We start from the raw sequence: 20,259 nt of genomic DNA, 5'->3' as shown, positions 1-20,259 counted from the left end.
GCATGCTATATTATGGCATGCCGTTTTTTTATGAGTGTCAGACAGGAAACACTATGATCCGATTTGTTTTTGTCAGTCTGCCGTTATTAATTTTATTCCTTATTGCAGTGTTTTTCGGGGCACTGAATAAGCAGGTTGTCATTATTGATCTTTTTGTTGCTGACGCCAGCTTGCCAGTCGCTGCCATTGCCGCGGGCTTTTTATTGATCGGCTTTATTATTGGCTTGCTGAGTATGGCCGGGCGGCAGGTCCTGCTGCGCAGCGAGAACCGTAAACTACGTAAACAAGTGATAAACACGAGCCAGAACTAATGCTTGAACTTTTGTTTCTGTTGCTACCAGTTGCTGCCGCTTATGGCTGGTTCATGGGGCGTAACAGTGTGCGTAATGAAGGGCGCCGCGAGCAGGAACAGTTCTCCCGGCAGTATGTCACCGGGCTCAATTTACTATTGTCCGATCAGCCAGATAAAGCGGTCGATCTGTTTATCGAACTCCTTGATGTTGACTCCGATACCCTTGAAACCCACTGGGCCCTTGGCAAGCTGTTCCGCCGCCGGGGTGAAGTTGATCGCGCGATCAAAGTGCATCAAAATCTGACCTCACGGCCTAATATTTCCGAGCAGGAACGTCGCGAAGCGATGTTCGAGCTCGGCCTCGATTATCTGGCCGCGGGCATCTACGACCGGGCCGAAGATATGTTGCTGGCGTTGCAACAGGACAAAGCCTTCAGAGAAGCCTGTCAGCGTCATTTACTCGAACTTTATGAAGCCACCCATGAATGGGATAAAGCCATTAAGGTTGCGCTAAAACTGACCCGTACCGATAGCTCAGCAGAGCGCGTCGTTGCACAGCTCTACTGCGAACTAGCAGAAAAGCAGGAAAACCCCGAACTGGCCGGAAAATATTACAGCAAAGCTCGCAAGCATGATCCGGGCTGTGCCAGAGCAGCCCTGGCTTTAGGTCGGCTGTGGTTTAATCAGGGGCACTATCGTAAAGCCCAGCATATTCTGGCTGGCATTCTGAACGACGATCCGGCTTTTATCGCTGAAGCATTACCCCTGATTAAAGCTTGTTTTGAGGCTCTTGATGATGAAGCTGGCCTGATTCATTTCCTGCATGATTGTGTGAAGACAAGCCAGTCCACCAGCGCCGCAGTGTTACTGTCAGAATTAATCGCCCGTGAAAACGGCATCGAAGCCGCAGAGAAGTTTGTTCAGACCACCTTAATAAAACACCCTACCATGAAAGGCTTCCATCAACTGATGGCATTCCATATCCGGGCTGCTGATGTTGGTAAAGCGCGTGATAGCTTAAGGATGTTGCAAAAACTGGTGCAGCAGCAGTTGCAGCAACGGCCTAAGTACCGTTGTCGTCACTGTGGATTCGCCGGTAGCACGCTTTACTGGCATTGCCCGTCTTGTCGAAGCTGGGGAGAAATTAAGCCGATAATTGGTTTAGATGGAGAGTAGATGAAGCCTAAGTCACAGATTTTTGTAGCCCTGGATTTTCCTGACGCCGTTTCAGCCTGGCCCTTGGTGCGCCGGCTTAGCCCTGATATGTGCGGCCTCAAAGTAGGCAAGGAGCTCTTTACCAGTGCGGGCCCGGAGTTTGTCAAACGTCTGGTGGACGAAGGCTTCAGGGTTTTTCTGGATCTGAAGTTTCATGATATCCCCAACACTGTCGCAAAAGCGGTTCGCGCTTCGGCTGAACTTGGCGTCTGGATGGTTAACGTGCATGCCAGCGGGGGCCGGCGGATGATGGAAGCAGCGCGCGTCGCCTTGGCTGATTTTCCTGAACCGCCTTTACTTATCGGCGTTACCGTGCTGACCAGCATGACCGCGGATGACCTGGCTGAGACTGGTATAGCCGTCGAGCCGGCGGACCAGGTGCAGCGACTGGCCCGGTTAGCGGCGGTAAGTGGCCTTGACGGGGTTGTATGTTCGGCCTGGGAAGCAGAGCAACTGCAAGCTGAATTTGGCCGTGACTTCGTTTTGGTTACGCCTGGTATCCGGCCGGTTGGCAGTGATCAGGGTGATCAACGACGGATAATGACGCCGGAACAGGCTCAGGCGCTTGGAATACATGTGCTGGTTATTGGCCGTCCGATCACGAAGGCTGATGATCCTTTGGCTGCCTTACAGGCAATTAATCATAGTCTTACATGATAGTCCGCTGCTGCAGTTAACGCTTAACCGGTAACAACAGCTAGACTCCTGAGTGCTGCATTTCGCAGCTTCTATCAGGAGAAATGCTATGTTACGGAAGACACTTCTTTTTGCCTCTATGCTATCGCCGCTGGTATTACTACAGCCTGCTGCCGCTGAGCCGATGCCGCTTTGGGAACCCGCCGTTCAGCAGGTCGCTCAGGTTAACCTGAATACTGCGTCTGCAGAGCAGCTGGCGATGAAGCTGACCGGTATCGGGCTAAAGCGCGCCGAAGCCATCATTGATCTCCGCACCAAGTTGGGAAGTTTTAGCGACATCAATCAGTTGTTACAAATCAAGGGGATAGGTCCACGTGTACTTGAATTAAACAAGGAGCGGATCACGTTCTGACTTTTTTCAGGCGCGGCAGTTTGCCGCGCTTGCTCACCACTGCTAATCAGCCCGAGTTAACGCAGCCAGTCGTCGCTGATGCAGCCACCAGGCCAATACAGCAGCTAGAAGTCCGCCAGCATGCATTACCCAGACATCCTCACCGGCGCTTAGCAGCGTCGTACTGGCAATCAGGCCCATGGCCTCGAAGGCGACTTTGCTGATAATAAAAACGGCGCCGATCGCGAGGGTCCAGTCCCATCGGTAGCGGCTGGCGGACCATTCCAGCAGAATGCCGCATAAAAACAGACCGTGGATAATGCCCGACAAGCCGACAAAGCGCTCGGGGAAGCCGACTAACCAAACCCACAAACTTATGCCGACAGCGATGATCGTTACGGCATTGAGCCAGCTACGGACATTAAAGTGCCGCAAAAACAGTATAGTGACTATGATCAGCCCGATGCTGTTGAGTACCAGATGCCGCAGATTCAGGTGTAGCACATGGGCGGTGAGAATACGCCAGGGTTCTTGCCAGATCAGATTCCGATGAAAATCGAAATCGTCGTATAAGGCTGGAACCTGAGCCTGATAAAAATGTAGCCAGGTCGCGATGATAATAATCAGGACCGAACAAATAATAACCTGAAGCTGCTGGGGCATGGTAAAGGATTCCCTGAATCATTCATTGCCGGTGGTTGCTGAGGTCTTTATCATAGGAATATTCGTTCGTTCATGTAAACAGTAAAACGTAAACAATAAAACATCCGAAACTAAAGGAATTCAGAATGCGATTAAACGGATTGCTGCTGCTTCTCTGCTTTCAGTTAGCTGCCTGCAGCCCCGAGCTCCCGCCTGCGCAAACTCAGCAACCCGAAGCTGCCACCGGCTTCACTGAAAAACAGGGCCTGATCACAGATGACTATATGGTTGTTGCCGCGACACCTGCAGCCAGCGCAGCCGGTAAGTCCGTGTTAGCAGCCGGCGGCAGCGCCATCGACGCGGCTATCGCGGTGCAGGCGATGCTGACTCTGACTGAGCCGCAATCATCCGGGATCGGTGGTGGCGCATTTATCCTTTACTGGGATAACGCTGAGCAACGTCTGTATACCATAGATGCGCGCGAACAGGCGCCACAGGCTGCGGGCCCTGATTTATTTCTTGATGAGCAGGGAAGGCCGCCGGAAAAGTTCTGGGATGCCGTTATTGGCGGGCGCTCAGTGGGCACCCCCGGCGTACTGCGGGGGCTTGAGCTTGCGCATCAGCGGTGGGGGAAATTGCCCTGGCGCGGCCTGTTTGATGCGACCATCACCAAATCCGAGCAGGGCTTTGAGGTATCGCCGAGATTGCAACGCTTGTTGGAGTTAGAAATTAACCCGGGATTAGGCAAACTGGCGCCGGCCCGGGACTATTTTTACCCGAACGGCGAAGCGCTGCAGGCAGGGCAAATCAAGCGTAATCCTGAGCTTGCCGACACCCTGACACAAGTCGCCCGGCAAGGTGCGAGTGCCTTTTATACCGGTGCAATCGCGCGGGATATAGTTAATGCAGTGCAAAATAGCGGCGGTACGCCAGGCCTGCTGAGCGAAGCTGACCTCAACAACTATCGCGCGGTAATGCGCGAACCCGTTTGTTCGGGCTACCGGGTTTACCGGATTTGCGGTATGGGTCCACCCAGCTCCGGCGGTATTACGGTATTACAGATTCTGGGATTACTCGAGAATTTTCCGGTCGCTGACTGGAGCCCCACCAGCACAGACGCCATTCACTATTTCACCCAAGCTGCGCGACTGGCTTTTGCTGATCGTAACCGCTATATCGCCGATACCGATTATGTGCCGGTGCCGGTAGAGAAGATGCTGGATAAGGATTATTTAGCAAGCAGGGCGGCGCTTATTAATGGCAAGGATATGGGAAAAGCCAGCGCTGGGTATTTGCACTTGTATGAGCAGGGCGATGATCAGTCACCGGAATTTCCCAATACCAGCCATCTTTCAGTTGTTGATGCTGACGGCAATGCTGTGGCCATGACCACCAGTATTGAAATGGGCTTCGGCTCGGCGGTTATGGTGCGGGGCTTTTTACTGAATAATCAACTGACCGACTTCTCACTGGTACCCGAAGCTAACGGCGTGCCCGTTGCGAACCGGGTTGAAGCGGGCAAACGGCCCCGCAGTTCGATGGCGCCAACGATGGTATTTAACGAGGATAGTGGGCAGCTAATGCATGTGCTGGGATCGCCTGGCGGGCAGAATATTATTCTTTATGTGGCGCAGACACTTATCGGCTTACTTGACTGGAATCTGGATATGCAGGAGGCGATAAGTCTGCCGCATGTAACCAACACCAACCGGCTGACTGTACTGGAGGCAGAGACTCTGATTGTGCCGCTGGCTGATGAGCTAAAGGCTCGCGGGCATCAGGTGAGGATTGGCGATCTGAACAGTGGTTTACATGGTATTAGCGTGTTGCCGGACGGGCGGCTGTTTGGTGCGGCAGATCCTCGCCGGGAAGGCGTCCCGGCAGGGCATTAAAAAGGCGCTCAGGAATCGCCTTTGTTATTAACTTTGGGAATATAGTCACCGTAACCCCGGGCTTCCATTTCTTCCAATGGAATGAATTCCATCGCAGCGGAATTCATGCAGTACCGCAAGCCTGTTGGCTCGGGGCCATCTTCAAAGACATGACCCAAATGAGAGTCTGCATAGTTGCTGCGAACTTCTGTGCGTGTCATGAACCAGGAGCGATCCTTGCGGGTAACAACGTACTCATTATCAATTGGTTGGGTGAAGCTGGGCCAGCCAGTGCCCGATTCAAATTTGTCCGCTGAGGAGAAAAGTGGTTCGCCGCTGATTACGTCGACATAGATACCCGGACGCTTTTCATCGTAGTAGGGGTTTTCAAAAGCCCGTTCCGTTTTATCCTTCTGGGTGACTTTATACTGAATTTCCGTCAGCTGTTCTTTCAGTTTTTCGTCCGAAGGCTTTTCAAAGTTTTCCATCTTTTTGGCAGACCAGGTTTCTTCTGAACTATGTTGCTTACTTGATGAATTCTGCGAGCTCTCCTTCATTGTGTCCTCCATTGCCCTTGTTTCCGGCACGCTATTTTCAAATTTTGTGTAGTCAACTTCATAGTCATCGCCCCAGACTTCCTCGGTATACTGAAAGCGACCCGAGTTGAAGGTATAAACCTTGTAGCGCACCGGATTCTTTTTATAGTAATCCTGGTGGTAGTCCTCGGCGCGGTAAAAGGTATCGAGCCTGGTTATTTCAATCACCACAGGCTCGTTATAGCGACCCGAAGCCGCTAGTTGCTGCTTCTCATGTTCGGCGATCTTACGCTGCTTTTCATTGTGATAAAAAATTGCTGGCCGATATTGCTGACCCCGATCAACGAACTGACCCTGGCTATCCGTTGGGTCCATCATGCGCCAGAATGCCTGAATAAGCCCCGTATAAGTAACCACTGAGGGGTCATAATGAACTTGTACCGCCTCGGTGTGACCGGTATTGCCTGCGGAAACCTGCTCGTAGGTTGGGTCAGGTTCCTCACCGCCGGCGTAGCCCGATACCGCTTCGCTGACCCCCGGTACTTCTTCGAAGGCCTTCTCGACACACCAGAAACAGCCACCAGCAAAAGTTGCGGTGGCAGATTCAGCAGTCCAGGCGGGCGAGCTGAGGCCAAAAACTAAAGCGCCCCAGACTAAACTGAGATATTTTCGTGTCGTTATCGGATTACCAATCATTAAAACTCCTTAACACGTTTACAGACGTTGATCCAACTTGTTGATAAAGGTACGGATGCGCTCGGCGTTTGCGCCCACATCGCTGCGGCCAACACGTGATTTGCTGCGCACATCGACCTCAGTTTGTCCGTCGGGCTGCTGAATACGAATGACGACGTCATCTTTAAAGCCAAACCAGGTGGTTGTCGCCGTTGCTTCAATACGGCCGGCGGCTGAGTCGCTGGCTACCAGCTCCCATCCCATCTCGCTGGTAACGGCCAGGGCAGCGTCAAATACTGCGTTCGGATTGGCAGCGGTGGTATAGGTTTCGATGTCAGGATAAGCCTGACGTTGCTGCTCGGCAGTCTCTTCACCCGGATAAGCGACTGGGTTGGGCGCGTCGGCGCGCAGCGGGGCAATAGCTACAAAATCCGGCGGATTATTAGTGTCCGTTGTAATGTCGTGGATAGGCGGCACGCTGCGGGCAGTCTGTAACTGCGAATAGGGCAGGTAAAAACTGATGAATGCGGCTACGGTCGCCAGCGTCATTAAACCAAGCATAAGACCGCGGGGCCGTTTCCAGATCATAAAGATTATAGTAAGCACCACGGTTGCAGCACCAACATAGGCAGCCCAGCGCATCAACATAAAGGCCTGGCCCAGATCCAGCACGTGCAGCCGATAAAGCGGGCCGGAGCCTGCCAGCATCAGAATGGCGATAAAGCCCGCGATGATAAGAAGTGAACTGATTTTCGTGTACATGAGTATTCCTTGTTGTTGTTTTATTTTATTACGCTGGTTGGGCAGTACAGGATCAAATTGAATAAAGTCATGAAATATCGAAAAAATTCAGCAAGATCGGCTAAACTACCTGTTATGAATTCCGGTAAATTACACTATAAAGGATAGTCTATGTTTCGGGTAAGCTCTTCACGGATATTCGCCGTTTCCCTATTAACCGTGCCGCTGGCAAATATGGTCTCAGCGCAAGAGCAGGGGACGGCAGGCGCTCCGGCGGATAAGGACATAGAAATAATAGAAGTTACCGGTAAACGCGCGGATGCAGCCGGGATTTCCCCAAAAAGCACCCTGGTTGAGGGCGCATTTGGCGGGGACAAGACACTTGCTGATATTCCACGTTCGGTGACCCCTATTTCATCGCAACTGCTCGAAGCTGCCGCGATAAATGATTTACATGATATCAGCAAGGTCGCCCCTAACACTTATTCTGCCGCCGGCTTTGGTGCGCCAAGCCTGCCAACTATCCGGGGGCAGCTTGGCGAAATATTTCAGCTTGGCATGCGCCGGCAGGGCGGTAATAACGGGCTTGGTATTCCGCTTTCATTTAACAGCGTGGCACAGGTTGATGTGGTGCGAGGCGTGGCGCCGGTAATTTTCGGTAGTACCCAACGCACGGGTGGGTTCGTCAATTTGCAGCCAAAGCAGGCACCGTTGCAGGCTACCGACAATACTGTACAACTTGCTGCCGGGCGCTGGAACCAGTACCGCGCCCAACTGGATGTGAACCAGGTGCTTGATAGTGGTAAACAAGGCTTGCGGGCAAGTGTCGAGGTGGTGCGCGAGGATAGTTTCTACGACTACGCAGGCTATGACAGTGATAATCTGTACCTGACCTGGCGCTGGTTACCCGACAGCGCCTCAGAGCTTAACCTGCACGCTGAATTCTACGATGTAGACTGGACTGATAACGCGGGGCTTAACCGACCAACCCAGGATCTGATTGATCATGGACTATATGTGCAGGGACAAGGGGTTCAGCCCAATGGCTCGACTGTACCAGGAGCTTTCGCTGTGGTTAGCCCTACCGGTCTGGTGAAAATTCCACGAAGCCAGGTTTATACCGATCCGCTCGATATTAATAACGCGCAGACTTATCTGCTGTTTGGTGATTATCAGCGTGAATTAGGCGATGGCTGGGAGTTCATCCAGACCGCCTATTTCCAGCACCTGCAGCGCGAAGAGATTGCTCAGAACAGTTTTGTTGAAATTATTGATGGTGCTACAACCTTCGAAACGCGAAGCACCTGGCAGCGCGAATGGACGCCGGGTCAAATAAGTTGGTTTGGAGCTAATCTGCGCTACAATGACGTGCTTGGGTTCAGCCAGTTTACCACTGAGGCGGATTTGCCAGTGGATCTGACAGGTCCGTTAAGCAATCGCCGGATTCCGCTGACTGCGAGCCAGAAAGCGCGCCTGGTTCAGTTGCGCCCGGGTGTATGGGTGTCACCGGGTAGCCAGTATGATCGTGATGGGGATGGCGCCGGTGACTTCAATGTTTCGGATACTACCGACTCAACCAGCTATCAGTTCGGTATCTTTGCCCAGCACGAACAGGCCCTGAACGCCGACTGGGAGTTACAGGTGGGTCTCCGGGCCGACTGGTATGATGTCAGCGCCCGGGACCCGATTGCACCAGCGGGTGTAACCCCGGCTCGGGACAGCCACTCTGAATGGTTATACGGGGCCCAGAGCAGCCTGAGTTATAGCCTGAATCCTGACAGCACCTTCTACCTCAGTGCAAATTATACTGAATCAACCTCGAATAGCATGGCTGGTGGTACAGTGCTTGGTGCTGATCAGCAAATCAACCCACTGAATTTCGCCACCGAAAATGAAGCCATTGAACTGGGCTATAAATTTGCACCGGCCGGTTCTCCCTGGTATCTGGATGCGGCACTGTTTGCGCAAACGCGAAGTCTGCGCAACCGTGACGGGAGTAATTCTGGTATCAAAAACCGGGGTTTCGAAAGCCAGTTATTTTATACCCAGGATGCATTGTGGTTAAGTATGGGGTATACCTACCTTGACGCCCGTTACGATGAATCCGCCAGTTTTCAGGATTCCCGTCAGGTTTACGATGCCTTTGATAACTCTCGCCCGGATATCGTACAGGGTACCGGTGTTGGCGCACCGAACTTTGCTTTCTTCCCGGCCTCTTCAGTACGCGTGCAGGGTCAGCCCGACCACACAGCCGCCATGGCGTTGGGCTACCGGCTTTCGCCGGTCTGGGAAGTTGGTGGCCAGTTGAGTTACAGTGGCGACTACAAACTTGATTATCTGAATAAAGTGCGGATTCGCGAGCAGCATACCCTGAACCTTTTCGCCGAGTTGAAGCTGAATAACGAACGGACCCGGATCCGTCTGGATATTTTTAACGTGACTGATCAGGAGAACTGGTCACCGGTGTTCGAGGGCGGTTACTTTGGATCGACTCTGGTATTCCCCGAGCTTCCCCGGCACCTTGAAGTGACACTGACGCACCGTTTTTAGGGAAGGGATCACAAACTAAATTATGAAAAAAACCACTGGATCAACCACCAAACTAATCATCCTCGCAGTTATAGCCGTGCTGGCTGCTGTTATTGTGGGGTTTGATCTCCATCAGTATCTGGAACTTGACCGCCTAAAAGCGCATCAGGAAACCCTGGCACAGTGGGCAAATGAACACTGGCTGGCCTTGTTTGTGGCTTATTTTATAGCCTATGTGATTGTTACCGCGCTGTCTGTTCCCGGTGCGGTCGTTATGACTTTAGGGGCTGGGGCTTTGTTTGGCTTGTGGTGGGGCTTGCTGCTTGCGTCTTTTGCCTCAAGTTTCGGCGCTACGCTGGCATTTCTCAGTGCCCGGTATGTTCTGCGTGACTGGATTGAGGAGCGCTTCAGTAAGCGGCTTAAAGCAATAAATAAAGGTATTGATCGGGACGGTAAATATTATTTGCTGACATTGCGTCTGGTGCCGGTATTTCCATTCTGGATTATTAATCTGGTCATGGGGCTAACCCGTATCCGCTTGTGGACTTATTACTGGGTTAGTCAGGTTGGTATGTTATTGGGCACGGCAGTTTACGTAAATGCCGGTACACAGCTTGCCCAGGTCGACAAAATTAGCGACATTTTTTCACTGGAATTACTGATAAGCTTTGCTTTACTGGCGATATTCCCTTTAGTTGCCAAATGGTTAGTTACCTTAATTAAAAAACGCAAACTGGTTAGTCACTGGCAGAAGCCAAAAAAATTCGATGACAACTTACTGGTTATCGGCGCTGGTTCAGGGGGCCTTATCAGTGCCTACATAGCCGCGGCAATTAAGGCAAAAGTTACTTTGGTTGAGCAACATAAAATGGGGGGCGATTGTCTCAATAACGGTTGTGTCCCGTCTAAGTCGCTGTTGCATATTGCTCATGGCCGGCACAAAGCAAAACAGTTAAATGCGCAAGGCGTGCCCATTACCGCCAATGCGGTTGATTTTGGCGCAGTGATGAAATCAGTGCATCAGGTTATTAACAGCATTGCGCCCCATGATTCACCGGAGCGTTACCAATCGCTTGGTGTTAACGTTGAAATCGGGCGCGCTCATCTGGTATCACCATGGAAGGTTGAAATCACGGCGGGTGACGGCTCAAAAACCATCCGAACCGCCCGTAATATTATTCTGGCAACTGGAGCGAAGCCTTTTATTCCGCCGATTGAAGGCCTCGATGATGCCAATTATTTAACGACCGAAACCATCTGGTCACTCACTGAATTACCGAAAAAATTTGTCGTGATGGGCGGTGGCCCGGTTGGTGCTGAGCTGGCACAGGCGTTTGCCCGGTTAGGTTCCCAGGTAACTATCGTCGAAGCGCAGCCGCAGGTGCTACCAAAAGAAGACGCTGACGTGGCTGATCTTGTGCGGTCGCAGTTTGAAGCCGACGGTATTGAGCTGATGTTGGGTTGGAAGGCTGTTGCGGTAGAGCGCAGCGATGATGGTACTGCTTGTTTACGGATTGAGAACAAAAATGACCAGCAGCAACTGCTCGAATATGACCAGTTGCTGGTGGCGGTCGGACGTAAAGCTAATCTTGAGGGTTATGGTCTGAGCGAAATAGGCGTTGAGGTTAATAATACGGTGCGCACCAATGAATTTCTGCAAACCAGCTCACCGTCTATTTATGCGGTCGGCGACGTTGCCGGGCCTTATCAGTTCACTCATACCGCCAGTCATCAGGCCTGGTATGCAGCGGTAAATGCGTTATTTGATCCCTTTAAAAAATTCAAAGTAGATTACCGCGTGATTCCCTGGGCGACCTTTACGGATCCTGAAGTCGCAACGGTGGGGTTAACGGAGCAGGAAGCGAAGAATCAGGATATCGATTATGAGTTAACCACCTATGATATCGGCGATCTTGACCGCGCCATTGCCGATCAGCAAGCCAGAGGGCTGGTGAAAGTACTGACCAAGCCGGGTTCAGATAAAATATTAGGCGCCACCCTGGTTGGCCATCACGCTGCCGACATGCTGGCAGAGTTTATTCTGGCAATGAAGCATGGCCTGGGTCTGAAAAAAATATTGGGCACTATACATATTTATCCGACCATGTCAGAAGCTAATAAATCTGTTGCCGGCAACTGGCGGCGGGCAAATCAGCCGGAACGTCTGCTGAAATGGCTGGAGCGGTTTCACCGATGGCGTCGCGGTTAGTGCCTGTTCTGTTAGCCTGCTTGCTGATCTTAAGCAGCATGAGCATACCAGCGCAATCGGCGGCTGAGCGATTTGAGGAAACCGCGCCGGTATACTTTTATGCCTGGGGCGGCTCCAGTGAAGTAAATAATTATCTCCGGTGGGCCGCTGAAGAGCTGAAAGCGCGTGATAATATCGAATTGATCCACGTAAAAGTCGGTGACATCAGCGAAGCCGTAGCCCGTTTGCTTAACGAAGACAGGAACGCCAGTGCTATCGATTTGCTCTGGATTAACGGTGAAAACTTTCATGCGCTGAAAGCCGCCGGAAAATTATTAGGTAAGCTCCCTGAGCGCGTTGAAAATGCCAGTAAGATTAACCCTGATCTTAACTGGCAAACCGATTTTGGTGTGCCGGTGGATGGTTATGAATTGCCATGGGGGGTGGGTCAGTTTCATCTGTTGGTGCGTGAGAATACTTTACCGGTGCAGCCCGATCCGGCGCAGCTGTTGTCTTATGCCCAACAACACCCAGGCCGGTTAAGTTATCCGAAGCCACCTGAGTTTCACGGTACTACCTTCCTGAAAAGCTTGTTAATCAGCCTCAATAATCAGGACGAACGCCTTTACTCCAGCCCTGATGCGCAAACCGCAAAGGAACTTCTGGCGCCGTTATGGCGCTACCTGGACCAGCTGCACCCGCTGTTGTGGCGACAAGGCCGCGACTTCCCTGGGTCAGCGGTGGTGCAGCAGCAACTGCTTGCTAATGGGCAGCTTGATATGGCGGTAAGTTTTAATCCTCAGGAACTAACGGTAGCACATCGACAACAGCGGCTGCCGCCGTCAATCGTTGCTACAACTATCGGGCAGTCGGCCATAACCAACAGTCATTATCTGGCCGTGCCGGCGGCAAGTCCGCATAAGGATCAGGCACTGGCGGTAATAAATTTCTTACTCAGTGAGCCCGCGCAACGCAAGAAAATGGATCCCATGGGCTGGGGAGATCCGCCTGTTATCAGGTTAAACGCAGGTAAACACGCACCTGATTTATTCCCGGCACAATCAGAGCCCCATCTTGACTGGCTGCGGTTAATTGAGCAGCAGTGGCTGGAACGCTATCAACGATGATAGTCGCTCAGTTAAAAACTAAAGGCGGGCTCGCACTGGCCCTGTTGGCCTTGGGGTTGCCGCTGATTGCCGCTGTGCTGGGATTATTGTTGAACCTACGGCAACTTAATTTTGTCGCCTTACTGAGTTATCCCGGCATATGTACCATGATCTGGCAGGGACTGCTGGTGGCAATTGTGGTCACGGTGATTGCGACGCTGGTGGTAATGGTGTCCAGCTATGCTATCTCTAGTAGCGGCCTGCGTAGCATTATTGCGATTCCAAATCTCGCCTTTACGGTCGGCATCCTTTGGCTTATTACGCCGACTGGCTGGTTATGGCGGCTGCTGCCCGGTATCGAAGTAGATCTATTTGATCGGCAGTATTTGCTGACCTTCATCCTTATCCTGTTGTTGAAGGAAATTCCCTTTCTGTTATTCATGAGCCATCGGGCGCTGCAGCAAATTCCTCATCAGAAATGGCTGATTATTGGTCAGAGTCAGGGACATAGCAAAGCCAAAACGTGGTGGCTGATCGTGATTCCGGCATTGTTGAAACGGCTGCGCTTGCCGCTGATGGTGGTCGCCGTGTATAGCTTCAGTGTAATCGACATCGCTTTACTGGCGGCCCCGCAGCTACCGTCAACGCTGGCCGTGCAGGTGTTTGAGTGGCAACTTAATTTCACCCCGGATGCACGGCGGTTGGCTTACACTGGCGGGCTGGTGCTGCTGGCTCTCAGCGGTCTTTTATGTTTAGTCGTTATCGGTCAGGAATATCTGATCGGGCAATGGAGCCGCAAGCGACTCTCCAGTCAGGTTAGCAGAGTAGAAAGGCTGGCGCTTAAGCTATTAAAAGGGCTCGGAGCATTGCCGGTCCTGACCCGGGTATTTGGCATCCTGGCGCTTGGGGCACTGCTCGCACAGTCAGTGAGTAGAGGCTGGTTTTATCCGGCGATTCTGCCGGCAGACTGGACGCTGCAGGGCTGGCTACAAGAATGGTCATATATCTGGCCGGGGGTTATCAGTGCCCTTGGTATTGCGTTGATCGTGGGCCTGTTAAGCGTGCTACTGGTGACTGTCTTACTTGAACTGAAACGCACATATCATTGGCGCTATCTGGCTATCTGGGTGCTGTTGCCATTACTGGTACCCCAGATTCTGCTGGTACTCAGCTGGCATCAGATGACGAACTACTCCGGGTCTGAAGCGGGCTACTGGCTTTGGGTGATTTGGTCCCATATGCCATTTTCCGTAGCTTACGCTTATCTGGTTCTGGCACCGCAAGAGCACGCTTTTGATCAGCGCTATGTATTGGTCGGACGGGCGTTAGGCTACAGTTTCTGGCGCAGTTGGTGGCGAATCAAGAGACCCCTGCTGGCGGGGCCACTATACTTGAGTCTGGCATTGGCTATGTTTATCAGCGTTACCCAATATGTGCCGACGCTGATTCTGGGCGGCGGTCGGGTGGCTACTGTCACCACCGACCTGATGGCCGCGAGCAGCGGTATAAATACACAATTGGCGGCGATCTACGCTTTGATGCAGTGGCTACTGGCTACCGGTATTCTGATCGGGCTAACAGGGCTAGCCGGACAGCGCGGCAGTTCGGCAGGAGAGCAATAAATGGGCAAAACCGTATTAAGTACCAGTGACATCAGTATGCGCTGGCCGGATCATCGGGTTGAACTGCCACCCATTCAGGTTAACGCCGGCGAAGTGCTGGGGATTATGGGCCCAAGTGGTAGCGGTAAATCGACCTTGCTGCGCTGGCTGGTGGGCGAACAACAGCAGTTTGTACGTACCGTCGGCTCAATTTTTGTCGACGGTGTCAGTGTCCAAGGGGTGCCTGTTGAGCAACGAAAAATAGGTATTTTGTTTCAGGATGTCCTGCTGTTTCCACACCTGAATGTTTTCGATAATTTACGCTTTGGTTTGCCGGCTGCCCAGCGGCAATTGTCGATAGCAGAGCAGACCGAGCGGATTATGGAGCAATTGCGGGCGATTCAGATGAGTAAGTACGCCCAGGCGGCAGTGTCGAGCCTCAGTGGCGGGCAGCGAGCCCGTATTGGCCTGCTACGGGCGTTACTGAACAAACCCAGGGTCATGTTATTAGACGAGCCCTTTGCGGCACTGGATGCGCGTTTACGCTGCCGGATCAGGGAGTGGACGTACGGGCAGCTGGCAGAGCAGCAGGTTGCGACTATAGTCGTCAGTCATGACCCTGATGATATTCCCGCTAATGCTAATAAACTCTACTGGCCGGAGGCGCGTGATGCTTGATCCTATTTTGTCACGCACTATTCGGCCCATCGTAAAAGCGACTGCCGGGCCATTAGTTAAAGCTGGTATTACTGCCGATCAGGTTACTATTACCGGTTTTCTTATTGGCATTCTGGCAGTGCCGGCACTGGCTTACGGGCAATATGAACTGGCGTTGGTGCTGATCCTAATCAATCGTATCAGTGATGGTCTGGATGGCGCGGTAGCCCGACTGACACAGACCAGTGATGCCGGCGGCTACCTGGATATCAGTCTGGACTTTATTTTCTATTCTGCAGTTCCCTTTGGTTTCCTGCTGGCTGATATTCAGCAGAACGCTATTGCGGCCGGCTTTCTGATGCTTACCTTTATGGGGACCGGTGCAACCTTTCTGGCGTTTGCCGTGCTGGCCAATAAGCGCGGTATCGTCAACCCGAACTATCCGAACAAGTCGCTTCATTACATGGGCGGATTAACCGAAGGTTTCGAAACTATTGCTGCTTTTGTGATTTTCTGTTTGTGGCCGCAGTGGTTCTGGTTTACTGCTTTACTGTTTGCGGGATTGTGCTGGCTGACCGCACTGACGAGGCTATGGGCTGGTTATCGAACGTTGCAGACTAATCTGACTTTGGATCCCGGAAAGGAATAGTCAGCATGCCTTTGAGCCCGGTTGTCTCGGTAACATCCTGATACTGTTTAAGACCAATATGAATGCCGTCGGAGCCATCTTTTGATTGGCGGGTATAGCTGCGAAATAAGCGATCCCAGACCGACAGGTTAAAACAGTAATTACTGTTGGTTTCTTCTTTGCGCTGGCTATGATGGATGCGGTGCATTTCCTGAGTAACGATAAGCGCCCGAAAAGGCGCTTCGAGCCGGCGCGGCAGTGCAACATTGCCGTGGGTAAAGAGTGAAGTCGCGTTCAGTATCACCTCAAAAGTAATAACGGCCCACAAGGGAATACCAAAGAGCAAAACGACGCCTATTTTTATGCCCATGCTAAGCAGGATTTCAATTGGATGAAAACGCAGCCCGGTGGTGGTATCGAACTCAGGATCAGCATGATGAACCCGGTGAATCCGCCAGAGCAGGGGGATGGTATGGAAAAGTCGATGCTGCCAGTAAATTGCCACATCAAGAACAATCAGGCCGATAATACCAATCAACCAGGCTGGCCAACCTGCCCACTGTAATAAGCCAAAATCATTCTCAGTTGACCAGATCGCGGCACCAACGGCACCCGCGGGGATTAAAATGCGCAGTGCGAGGGTGTTTATTACGACCAGACTCAGATTACTGCGCCAACGTTGGCTGCGTTTAATTTTGTTACTGCGTTTTGGCCGGCGCCATTCCCACAGCCACATTAAAAGTAAGACGCCGAGGAAACATCCGATACGGATCCATACTTCAGCCGCGACGCCTACGCCCATTTAGCCCGCCTTGGGTTTATTATTGGCAAAAGGGGGCCAGCCCATGGTGGTTCCGGCGAGCAGGTGAAGATGAATATGGTAAACCGATTGCCCGCCATCGTCATTGCAGTTCATTACAGTCCGGTAGCCGTCTTTTGCAAAGCCATGCTGGACGGCAATACGGCCGGCCACCACATACAGATGGCCGACTAACTCCCGGTCATCTTCGGTAATGTCGTTGATCGTGGCGATCCGTTTTTTCGGGATAACTAAGATGTGAACAGGTGCCTGCGGATTGACATCTTTAAAGGCGATACTTATTTCGTCTTCATAGACGATATCTGCCGGTACTTCGCCGTTAATAATCTTATCGAAAATTGTCTCTGAACTCATAGTCACCTCAATAAGTTACTGAATGTATACCCTGGTAATACTAGTCAACTCAACCGCGCAGCACCAGCCCTTTCAGGTAGAGCGATTCGGGGAAATTGGTTCGTACCGGGTGATCGGCTGACTGGTAGAGATGTTCAATGATATGTAACGGGCGTTTGGCATCCAGTGCGGCATCAGCCACCACTTTCTGAAACAGCTCGCCGGATAATAACCCTGAACAGGAGAAGGTGATCAGGGTGCCGCCTGGCTTTAAGATCATGCAGGCGAGGCGATTAATATCTTTATAGCCACGGCAGGCATTTATCAGATTAGCCTTACTGTCGACGAACTTGGGCGGATCGAGCACGATCACATCGAAGCGTTCGCCCTGATGATGAAACTTACGTAGTGCCTCGAACACATCAATTTTCATATTTTCAAAGCATTCAGCCGGCAGATTATTCTGTTGCTGGTTACTGACTGCCTGCTCGAGTGCCGGCTCAGATACGTCCAGATTCACCACCTCACTGGCACCAGCTGCCGCTGCGTAGATACCAAAACCACCGGTATAACTAAAGGCATTGAGTACCCGCTTGCCTTTGGCATAGGCCTGAATGGCATGACGGCTGTCGCGCTGATCCAGATAGTAGCCGGTTTTATGACCACCCTGAATATCAACACCCAGTTGCAGACCATTCTCGTTAATCCAGACCGTAGCCGGGGGCGGTTCGCCATCGGCCGAATAAAGCAACTGAACGACAGGCTCCAATCCTTCTTTTTTACGGACATCAACATCGGAACGTTCGAAAATATTACAGTCGGGGAAGTAGCTGCGCAGTGCGGTAACGATGCTGTCGCGCCAACGCTCGGCGCCGGTGCTGAGTAACTGACAAACCAGCCAGTTATCATATTTATCTATGGTGATACCCGGCAATTCGTCTGACTCTGCGGCCACTACCCGCCAGGCGTTACTGTTAATGGATAAGCTGTTGCGTAATTCAATCGCCGCACCAATGCGATCAGCAAAAAATTGATCGTTGATTTGATCAGACTGATTGAAGCTCCAGATCCGCACGCGGATCTGCGAACGCGATGACCAGGCACCATAACCGAGCCAGTCACCGGTGCTACTGTGTACAGATACAGTTTCGCCATCAGCGGGGCTGCCTTTAACCCGGGCAATGGCGCCGCTGAATACCCAGGGATGCAGGCGGCGTAATGATTTTTCTTTGCCGGGGCTCAGGTGGATGGTTGCAGGCATCTATTTGACCCGCATGCCCGCGCGGGCACCATCGTGGGGATTCAGAATATAGAGTTCGTCACCGCCAGGCCCGGCCGCCAGTACCATGCCTTCGGATAAGCCGAAGCGCATTTTGCGTGGTGCCAGGTTCGCAACCATTACGGTGTGTTGTCCAATCAGCGTGGCTGGATCATAAGCGGCCTTAATACCGGCAAATACCTGTCGGGTTTCGCCACCCAGGTCGAGTGTCAGCTTGAGTAATTTATCCGCGCCTTCCACATGCTCGGCATTCACAATCTGCGCCACCCGCAGGTCAACTTTAGCAAAATCGTCAAAACTGATTTCCGTGCTGAGTGGGTCTTTCTTTAATTCATCATTAGCGCTGGCTGGCGCGGTAGCCGCCGCGTTCTGTTCTTTAGAATCATCGATCATCGCGTTCACTTTATCCATTTCAATTCGTTGTAGCAGGGCTTTAAAGGGGGCAATGCCGTGATCTTTTAATACGACTTTGTGGCTGTCCCAGCTGAAGCTGTCATTCAGGAATTCCTGCACGCGGCTGGCCAGGGCTGGAACCACAGGCGTCAGATAAATCATCAGCAAACGGAACAGGTTGATGCCGATAGAACAGATTTCCTGTACTTCGCTGGCCTTGGCTGGATCTTTAATCAGCTGCCAGGGTTCTTTTTCGGCAATGTAAAAGTTTGCTTTATCTGCTAATGCCATGATGTCGCGCATAGCGCGCGAAAATTCACGCTTCTCGTAAGCATTGGCGATAGTGTCGCCGGCGGCCTGAAACTCATCCAGTAAGCTGGTATCGCTGATTTCTGCGGATAGTTTGCCGTCAAACTTCTTGCTGATAAAGCCGGCGCAACGGCTGGCGATATTAACAACTTTGCCAACCAAATCGGCGTTGACGCGCTGGGCGAAATCAGTCAGATTCAGGTCAAGATCATCAATACGGCTAGTGAGCTTCGCGGCAAAATAATAACGCAGGTAATCAGGATCCAGATGATCAAGATAGGTGCGCGCCATAATGAAGGTGCCTTTAGATTTCGACATCTTGGTGCCATTGACGGTAATGAAGCCATGCGCCCAGACGTTAGTTGGCTGCCGGAAATCGGCACCTTTTAACATGGCCGGCCAGAACAGGCTGTGGAAATAGATAATATCTTTACCGATAAAGTGATAAAGCTCAGCGTCGCTGTTCTGCTTCCAGTAGCTGTCAAAATCAGCGTTACCGGTGACGGCACAGTAATTCTTAAAGCTGCTCATGTAGCCAATAGGCGCATCCAGCCACACGTAGAAATATTTGCCCGGCGCATCGGGGATCTCAAACCCAAAGTAGGGCGCGTCACGGCTAATGTCCCACTGCTGCAAGCCTGATTCAAACCACTCATTCAGTTTGTTAGCCATCTCATCCTGCAATGAGCCCGAGCGTGTCCAGGCTTTAAGCATGTCGCTGAATGCAGGAAGATCAAAGAAATAATGCTCTGATTCACGCAGTTCCGGGGTTGCACCGGAAACCGCTGACTTCGGATTTTTCAGTTCCGTCGGTGCATAAGTGGCGCCGCACACGTCACAGTTGTCACCGTACTGATCGTCCGCGCCGCATTTCGGGCATTCACCTTTAACAAAGCGATCGGGCAGAAACATCTTTTGCTGCGGATCATAGAGCTGTTCGATAACCGAGGTCTTAATATGGCCTTTCTCGCGCAGCCGCGTATAGATGAGCTCAGCCAGTTCCCGGTTCTCCGGGCTGTGGGTTGAGTGATAATGATCAAAGGCAACGTTAAAGTCCGCAAAATCTGCCTGGTGGGCCTGGTTCATCTGCTCAATCATCTGCTCAGGCTGCATACCTAACTGTTTAGCTTTGAGCATGATAGGCGTGCCATGGGCATCGTCGGCGCAAACATAATGGCATTCATTGCCACGGAGTTTTTGAAAACGTACCCAGATATCAGCCTGAATATAGCCGAGCATATGGCCGATATGGATTGGACCATTGGCGTAAGGTAAGGCGTTAGTAACCAGAATTTTGCGTGTCGCTTGGGTCATGAATGCTTCCGTTGATTCGGTGATTCTGAAAGGCTGAAGTGTACCTTAATCATCACTGGCAATCCAGCCAGAGTCACCGTATCATGCGGGCTTCAATGGCATT

At 51.8% G+C, this 20,259-nt stretch carries 18 protein-coding genes; 11 read left to right on the top strand and 7 right to left on the bottom strand.

Annotated elements, in window-relative coordinates; all coding sequences use genetic code 11:
* The first annotated feature begins 53 nt into the window (after positions 1-53).
* From R3196_RS03555 to R3196_RS03540, 4 genes are all read left to right on the top strand, one after another.
* Positions 54-311, top strand: coding sequence for a LapA family protein (locus R3196_RS03555; protein ID WP_318935273.1), 258 nt, complete (start codon positions 54-56; stop codon positions 309-311).
* Complete coding sequence (gene lapB, locus R3196_RS03550) at positions 311-1,468, top strand: lipopolysaccharide assembly protein LapB (protein WP_318935272.1); 1,158 nt, start codon at positions 311-313, stop codon at positions 1,466-1,468. The genes R3196_RS03555 and lapB overlap by 1 nt, the downstream gene beginning before the upstream one ends.
* Positions 1,469-2,164, top strand: a complete 696-nt coding sequence (gene pyrF, locus R3196_RS03545) for an orotidine-5'-phosphate decarboxylase (RefSeq protein ID WP_318935271.1) — start codon at positions 1,469-1,471, stop codon at positions 2,162-2,164.
* A gap of 88 nt (positions 2,165-2,252) precedes the next feature.
* Positions 2,253-2,555, top strand: a complete 303-nt coding sequence (locus tag R3196_RS03540; RefSeq protein WP_318935270.1) for a ComEA family DNA-binding protein — start codon at positions 2,253-2,255, stop codon at positions 2,553-2,555.
* A 42-nt stretch (positions 2,556-2,597) separates the two neighbouring features.
* Here the strand turns inward: R3196_RS03540 and rrtA are convergent, their stop codons facing one another.
* Entirely contained in the window at positions 2,598-3,197 is a 600-nt protein-coding gene (gene rrtA, locus R3196_RS03535) for a rhombosortase (protein ID WP_318935269.1), read from the bottom strand.
* 125 nt (positions 3,198-3,322) lie between these two features.
* Between rrtA and ggt the strand changes: the two genes are divergently transcribed.
* Positions 3,323-5,068, top strand: a complete 1,746-nt coding sequence (gene ggt, locus R3196_RS03530) for a gamma-glutamyltransferase (RefSeq protein WP_318935268.1) — start codon at positions 3,323-3,325, stop codon at positions 5,066-5,068.
* Positions 5,069-5,076: 8 nt separating this feature from the next.
* Here ggt and msrB read toward each other — a convergent pair whose 3' ends face one another.
* Positions 5,077-6,279, bottom strand: coding sequence for a peptide-methionine (R)-S-oxide reductase MsrB (gene msrB / locus R3196_RS03525; protein WP_318935267.1), 1,203 nt, complete (start codon positions 6,277-6,279; stop codon positions 5,077-5,079).
* A gap of 18 nt (positions 6,280-6,297) precedes the next feature.
* Entirely contained in the window at positions 6,298-7,020 is a 723-nt protein-coding gene (locus tag R3196_RS03520; protein WP_318935266.1) for a DUF1499 domain-containing protein, read from the bottom strand.
* A gap of 150 nt (positions 7,021-7,170) precedes the next feature.
* Between R3196_RS03520 and R3196_RS03515 the strand changes: the two genes are divergently transcribed.
* Genes R3196_RS03515 through R3196_RS03490 form a run of 6 tightly spaced genes read left to right on the top strand, consistent with a single transcriptional unit; the run spans position 7,171 to position 15,729 of the window.
* Positions 7,171-9,549, top strand: coding sequence for a TonB-dependent receptor (locus R3196_RS03515; RefSeq protein WP_318935265.1), 2,379 nt, complete (start codon positions 7,171-7,173; stop codon positions 9,547-9,549).
* 22 nt (positions 9,550-9,571) lie between these two features.
* Positions 9,572-11,737: an FAD-dependent oxidoreductase gene (locus R3196_RS03510; RefSeq protein WP_318935264.1), complete on the top strand. Its 2,166-nt coding sequence runs from the start codon at positions 9,572-9,574 to the stop codon at positions 11,735-11,737.
* Positions 11,738-11,775: 38 nt separating this feature from the next.
* Complete coding sequence (locus R3196_RS03505) at positions 11,776-12,843, top strand: ABC transporter substrate-binding protein (protein ID WP_318935263.1); 1,068 nt, start codon at positions 11,776-11,778, stop codon at positions 12,841-12,843.
* The gene (locus tag R3196_RS03500) at positions 12,840-14,444 is read left to right on the top strand and encodes a hypothetical protein (protein WP_318935262.1); all 1,605 of its coding nucleotides are present in this window, start codon (positions 12,840-12,842) and stop codon (positions 14,442-14,444) included. Before R3196_RS03505 ends, R3196_RS03500 begins: the two co-directional genes overlap by 4 nt.
* On the top strand, positions 14,445-15,101 hold the full coding sequence (locus R3196_RS03495; protein WP_318935261.1) for an ATP-binding cassette domain-containing protein: 657 nt from the start codon (positions 14,445-14,447) through the stop codon (positions 15,099-15,101). It begins immediately after the preceding gene.
* Entirely contained in the window at positions 15,094-15,729 is a 636-nt protein-coding gene (locus R3196_RS03490) for a CDP-alcohol phosphatidyltransferase family protein (protein ID WP_318935260.1), read from the top strand. Before R3196_RS03495 ends, R3196_RS03490 begins: the two co-directional genes overlap by 8 nt.
* Here the strand turns inward: R3196_RS03490 and R3196_RS03485 are convergent.
* The 4 genes from R3196_RS03485 to metG all read right to left on the bottom strand — a co-directional run bounded on the left by R3196_RS03485 (position 15,698) and on the right by metG (position 20,156).
* A complete protein-coding gene (locus R3196_RS03485; RefSeq protein WP_318935259.1) occupies positions 15,698-16,444 on the bottom strand; it encodes a sterol desaturase family protein in 747 nt (248 codons plus the stop codon). The two genes, R3196_RS03490 and R3196_RS03485, sit on opposite strands and share 32 nt — an antisense overlap.
* A 66-nt stretch (positions 16,445-16,510) precedes the next feature.
* Positions 16,511-16,882 carry a histidine triad nucleotide-binding protein gene (locus R3196_RS03480; protein ID WP_318935258.1) on the bottom strand — a complete coding sequence of 124 codons (372 nt, stop codon included), beginning with the start codon at positions 16,880-16,882 and terminating at the stop codon, positions 16,511-16,513.
* Between the two features lie 49 nt (positions 16,883-16,931).
* A complete protein-coding gene (locus tag R3196_RS03475; RefSeq protein ID WP_318935257.1) occupies positions 16,932-18,122 on the bottom strand; it encodes a class I SAM-dependent rRNA methyltransferase in 1,191 nt (396 codons plus the stop codon).
* Complete coding sequence (metG, locus tag R3196_RS03470) at positions 18,123-20,156, bottom strand: methionine--tRNA ligase (RefSeq protein ID WP_318935256.1); 2,034 nt, start codon at positions 20,154-20,156, stop codon at positions 18,123-18,125.
* Between the last annotated feature and the right edge of the window lie 103 nt (positions 20,157-20,259).

It is taken from the genome of Pseudidiomarina sp. (assembly GCF_033722695.1).
Taxonomy (GTDB): domain Bacteria; phylum Pseudomonadota; class Gammaproteobacteria; order Enterobacterales; family Alteromonadaceae; genus Pseudidiomarina.
Note: the sequence above shows the minus strand (reverse complement) of the source record. Positions and strands in the feature narration are given on the sequence as shown.

Coding starts and splice junctions, on each gene's coding strand:
- R3196_RS03500 (WP_318935262.1), top strand. CDS start 12,840: ATGATAGTCGCTCAGTTAAAAACTAAAGGCGGGCTCGCACTGGCCCTG.
- R3196_RS03520 (WP_318935266.1), bottom strand. CDS start 7,020: ATGTACACGAAAATCAGTTCACTTCTTATCATCGCGGGCTTTATCGCC.
- lapB (WP_318935272.1), top strand. CDS start 311: ATGCTTGAACTTTTGTTTCTGTTGCTACCAGTTGCTGCCGCTTATGGC.
- R3196_RS03555 (WP_318935273.1), top strand. CDS start 54: ATGATCCGATTTGTTTTTGTCAGTCTGCCGTTATTAATTTTATTCCTT.
- R3196_RS03540 (WP_318935270.1), top strand. CDS start 2,253: ATGTTACGGAAGACACTTCTTTTTGCCTCTATGCTATCGCCGCTGGTA.
- rrtA (WP_318935269.1), bottom strand. CDS start 3,197: ATGCCCCAGCAGCTTCAGGTTATTATTTGTTCGGTCCTGATTATTATC.
- R3196_RS03510 (WP_318935264.1), top strand. CDS start 9,572: ATGAAAAAAACCACTGGATCAACCACCAAACTAATCATCCTCGCAGTT.
- metG (WP_318935256.1), bottom strand. CDS start 20,156: ATGACCCAAGCGACACGCAAAATTCTGGTTACTAACGCCTTACCTTAC.
- R3196_RS03485 (WP_318935259.1), bottom strand. CDS start 16,444: ATGTGGCTGTGGGAATGGCGCCGGCCAAAACGCAGTAACAAAATTAAA.
- pyrF (WP_318935271.1), top strand. CDS start 1,469: ATGAAGCCTAAGTCACAGATTTTTGTAGCCCTGGATTTTCCTGACGCC.
- R3196_RS03480 (WP_318935258.1), bottom strand. CDS start 16,882: ATGAGTTCAGAGACAATTTTCGATAAGATTATTAACGGCGAAGTACCG.
- R3196_RS03490 (WP_318935260.1), top strand. CDS start 15,094: ATGCTTGATCCTATTTTGTCACGCACTATTCGGCCCATCGTAAAAGCG.
- R3196_RS03475 (WP_318935257.1), bottom strand. CDS start 18,122: ATGCCTGCAACCATCCACCTGAGCCCCGGCAAAGAAAAATCATTACGC.
- R3196_RS03505 (WP_318935263.1), top strand. CDS start 11,776: ATGAGCATACCAGCGCAATCGGCGGCTGAGCGATTTGAGGAAACCGCG.
- R3196_RS03495 (WP_318935261.1), top strand. CDS start 14,445: ATGGGCAAAACCGTATTAAGTACCAGTGACATCAGTATGCGCTGGCCG.
- R3196_RS03515 (WP_318935265.1), top strand. CDS start 7,171: ATGTTTCGGGTAAGCTCTTCACGGATATTCGCCGTTTCCCTATTAACC.
- ggt (WP_318935268.1), top strand. CDS start 3,323: ATGCGATTAAACGGATTGCTGCTGCTTCTCTGCTTTCAGTTAGCTGCC.
- msrB (WP_318935267.1), bottom strand. CDS start 6,279: ATGATTGGTAATCCGATAACGACACGAAAATATCTCAGTTTAGTCTGG.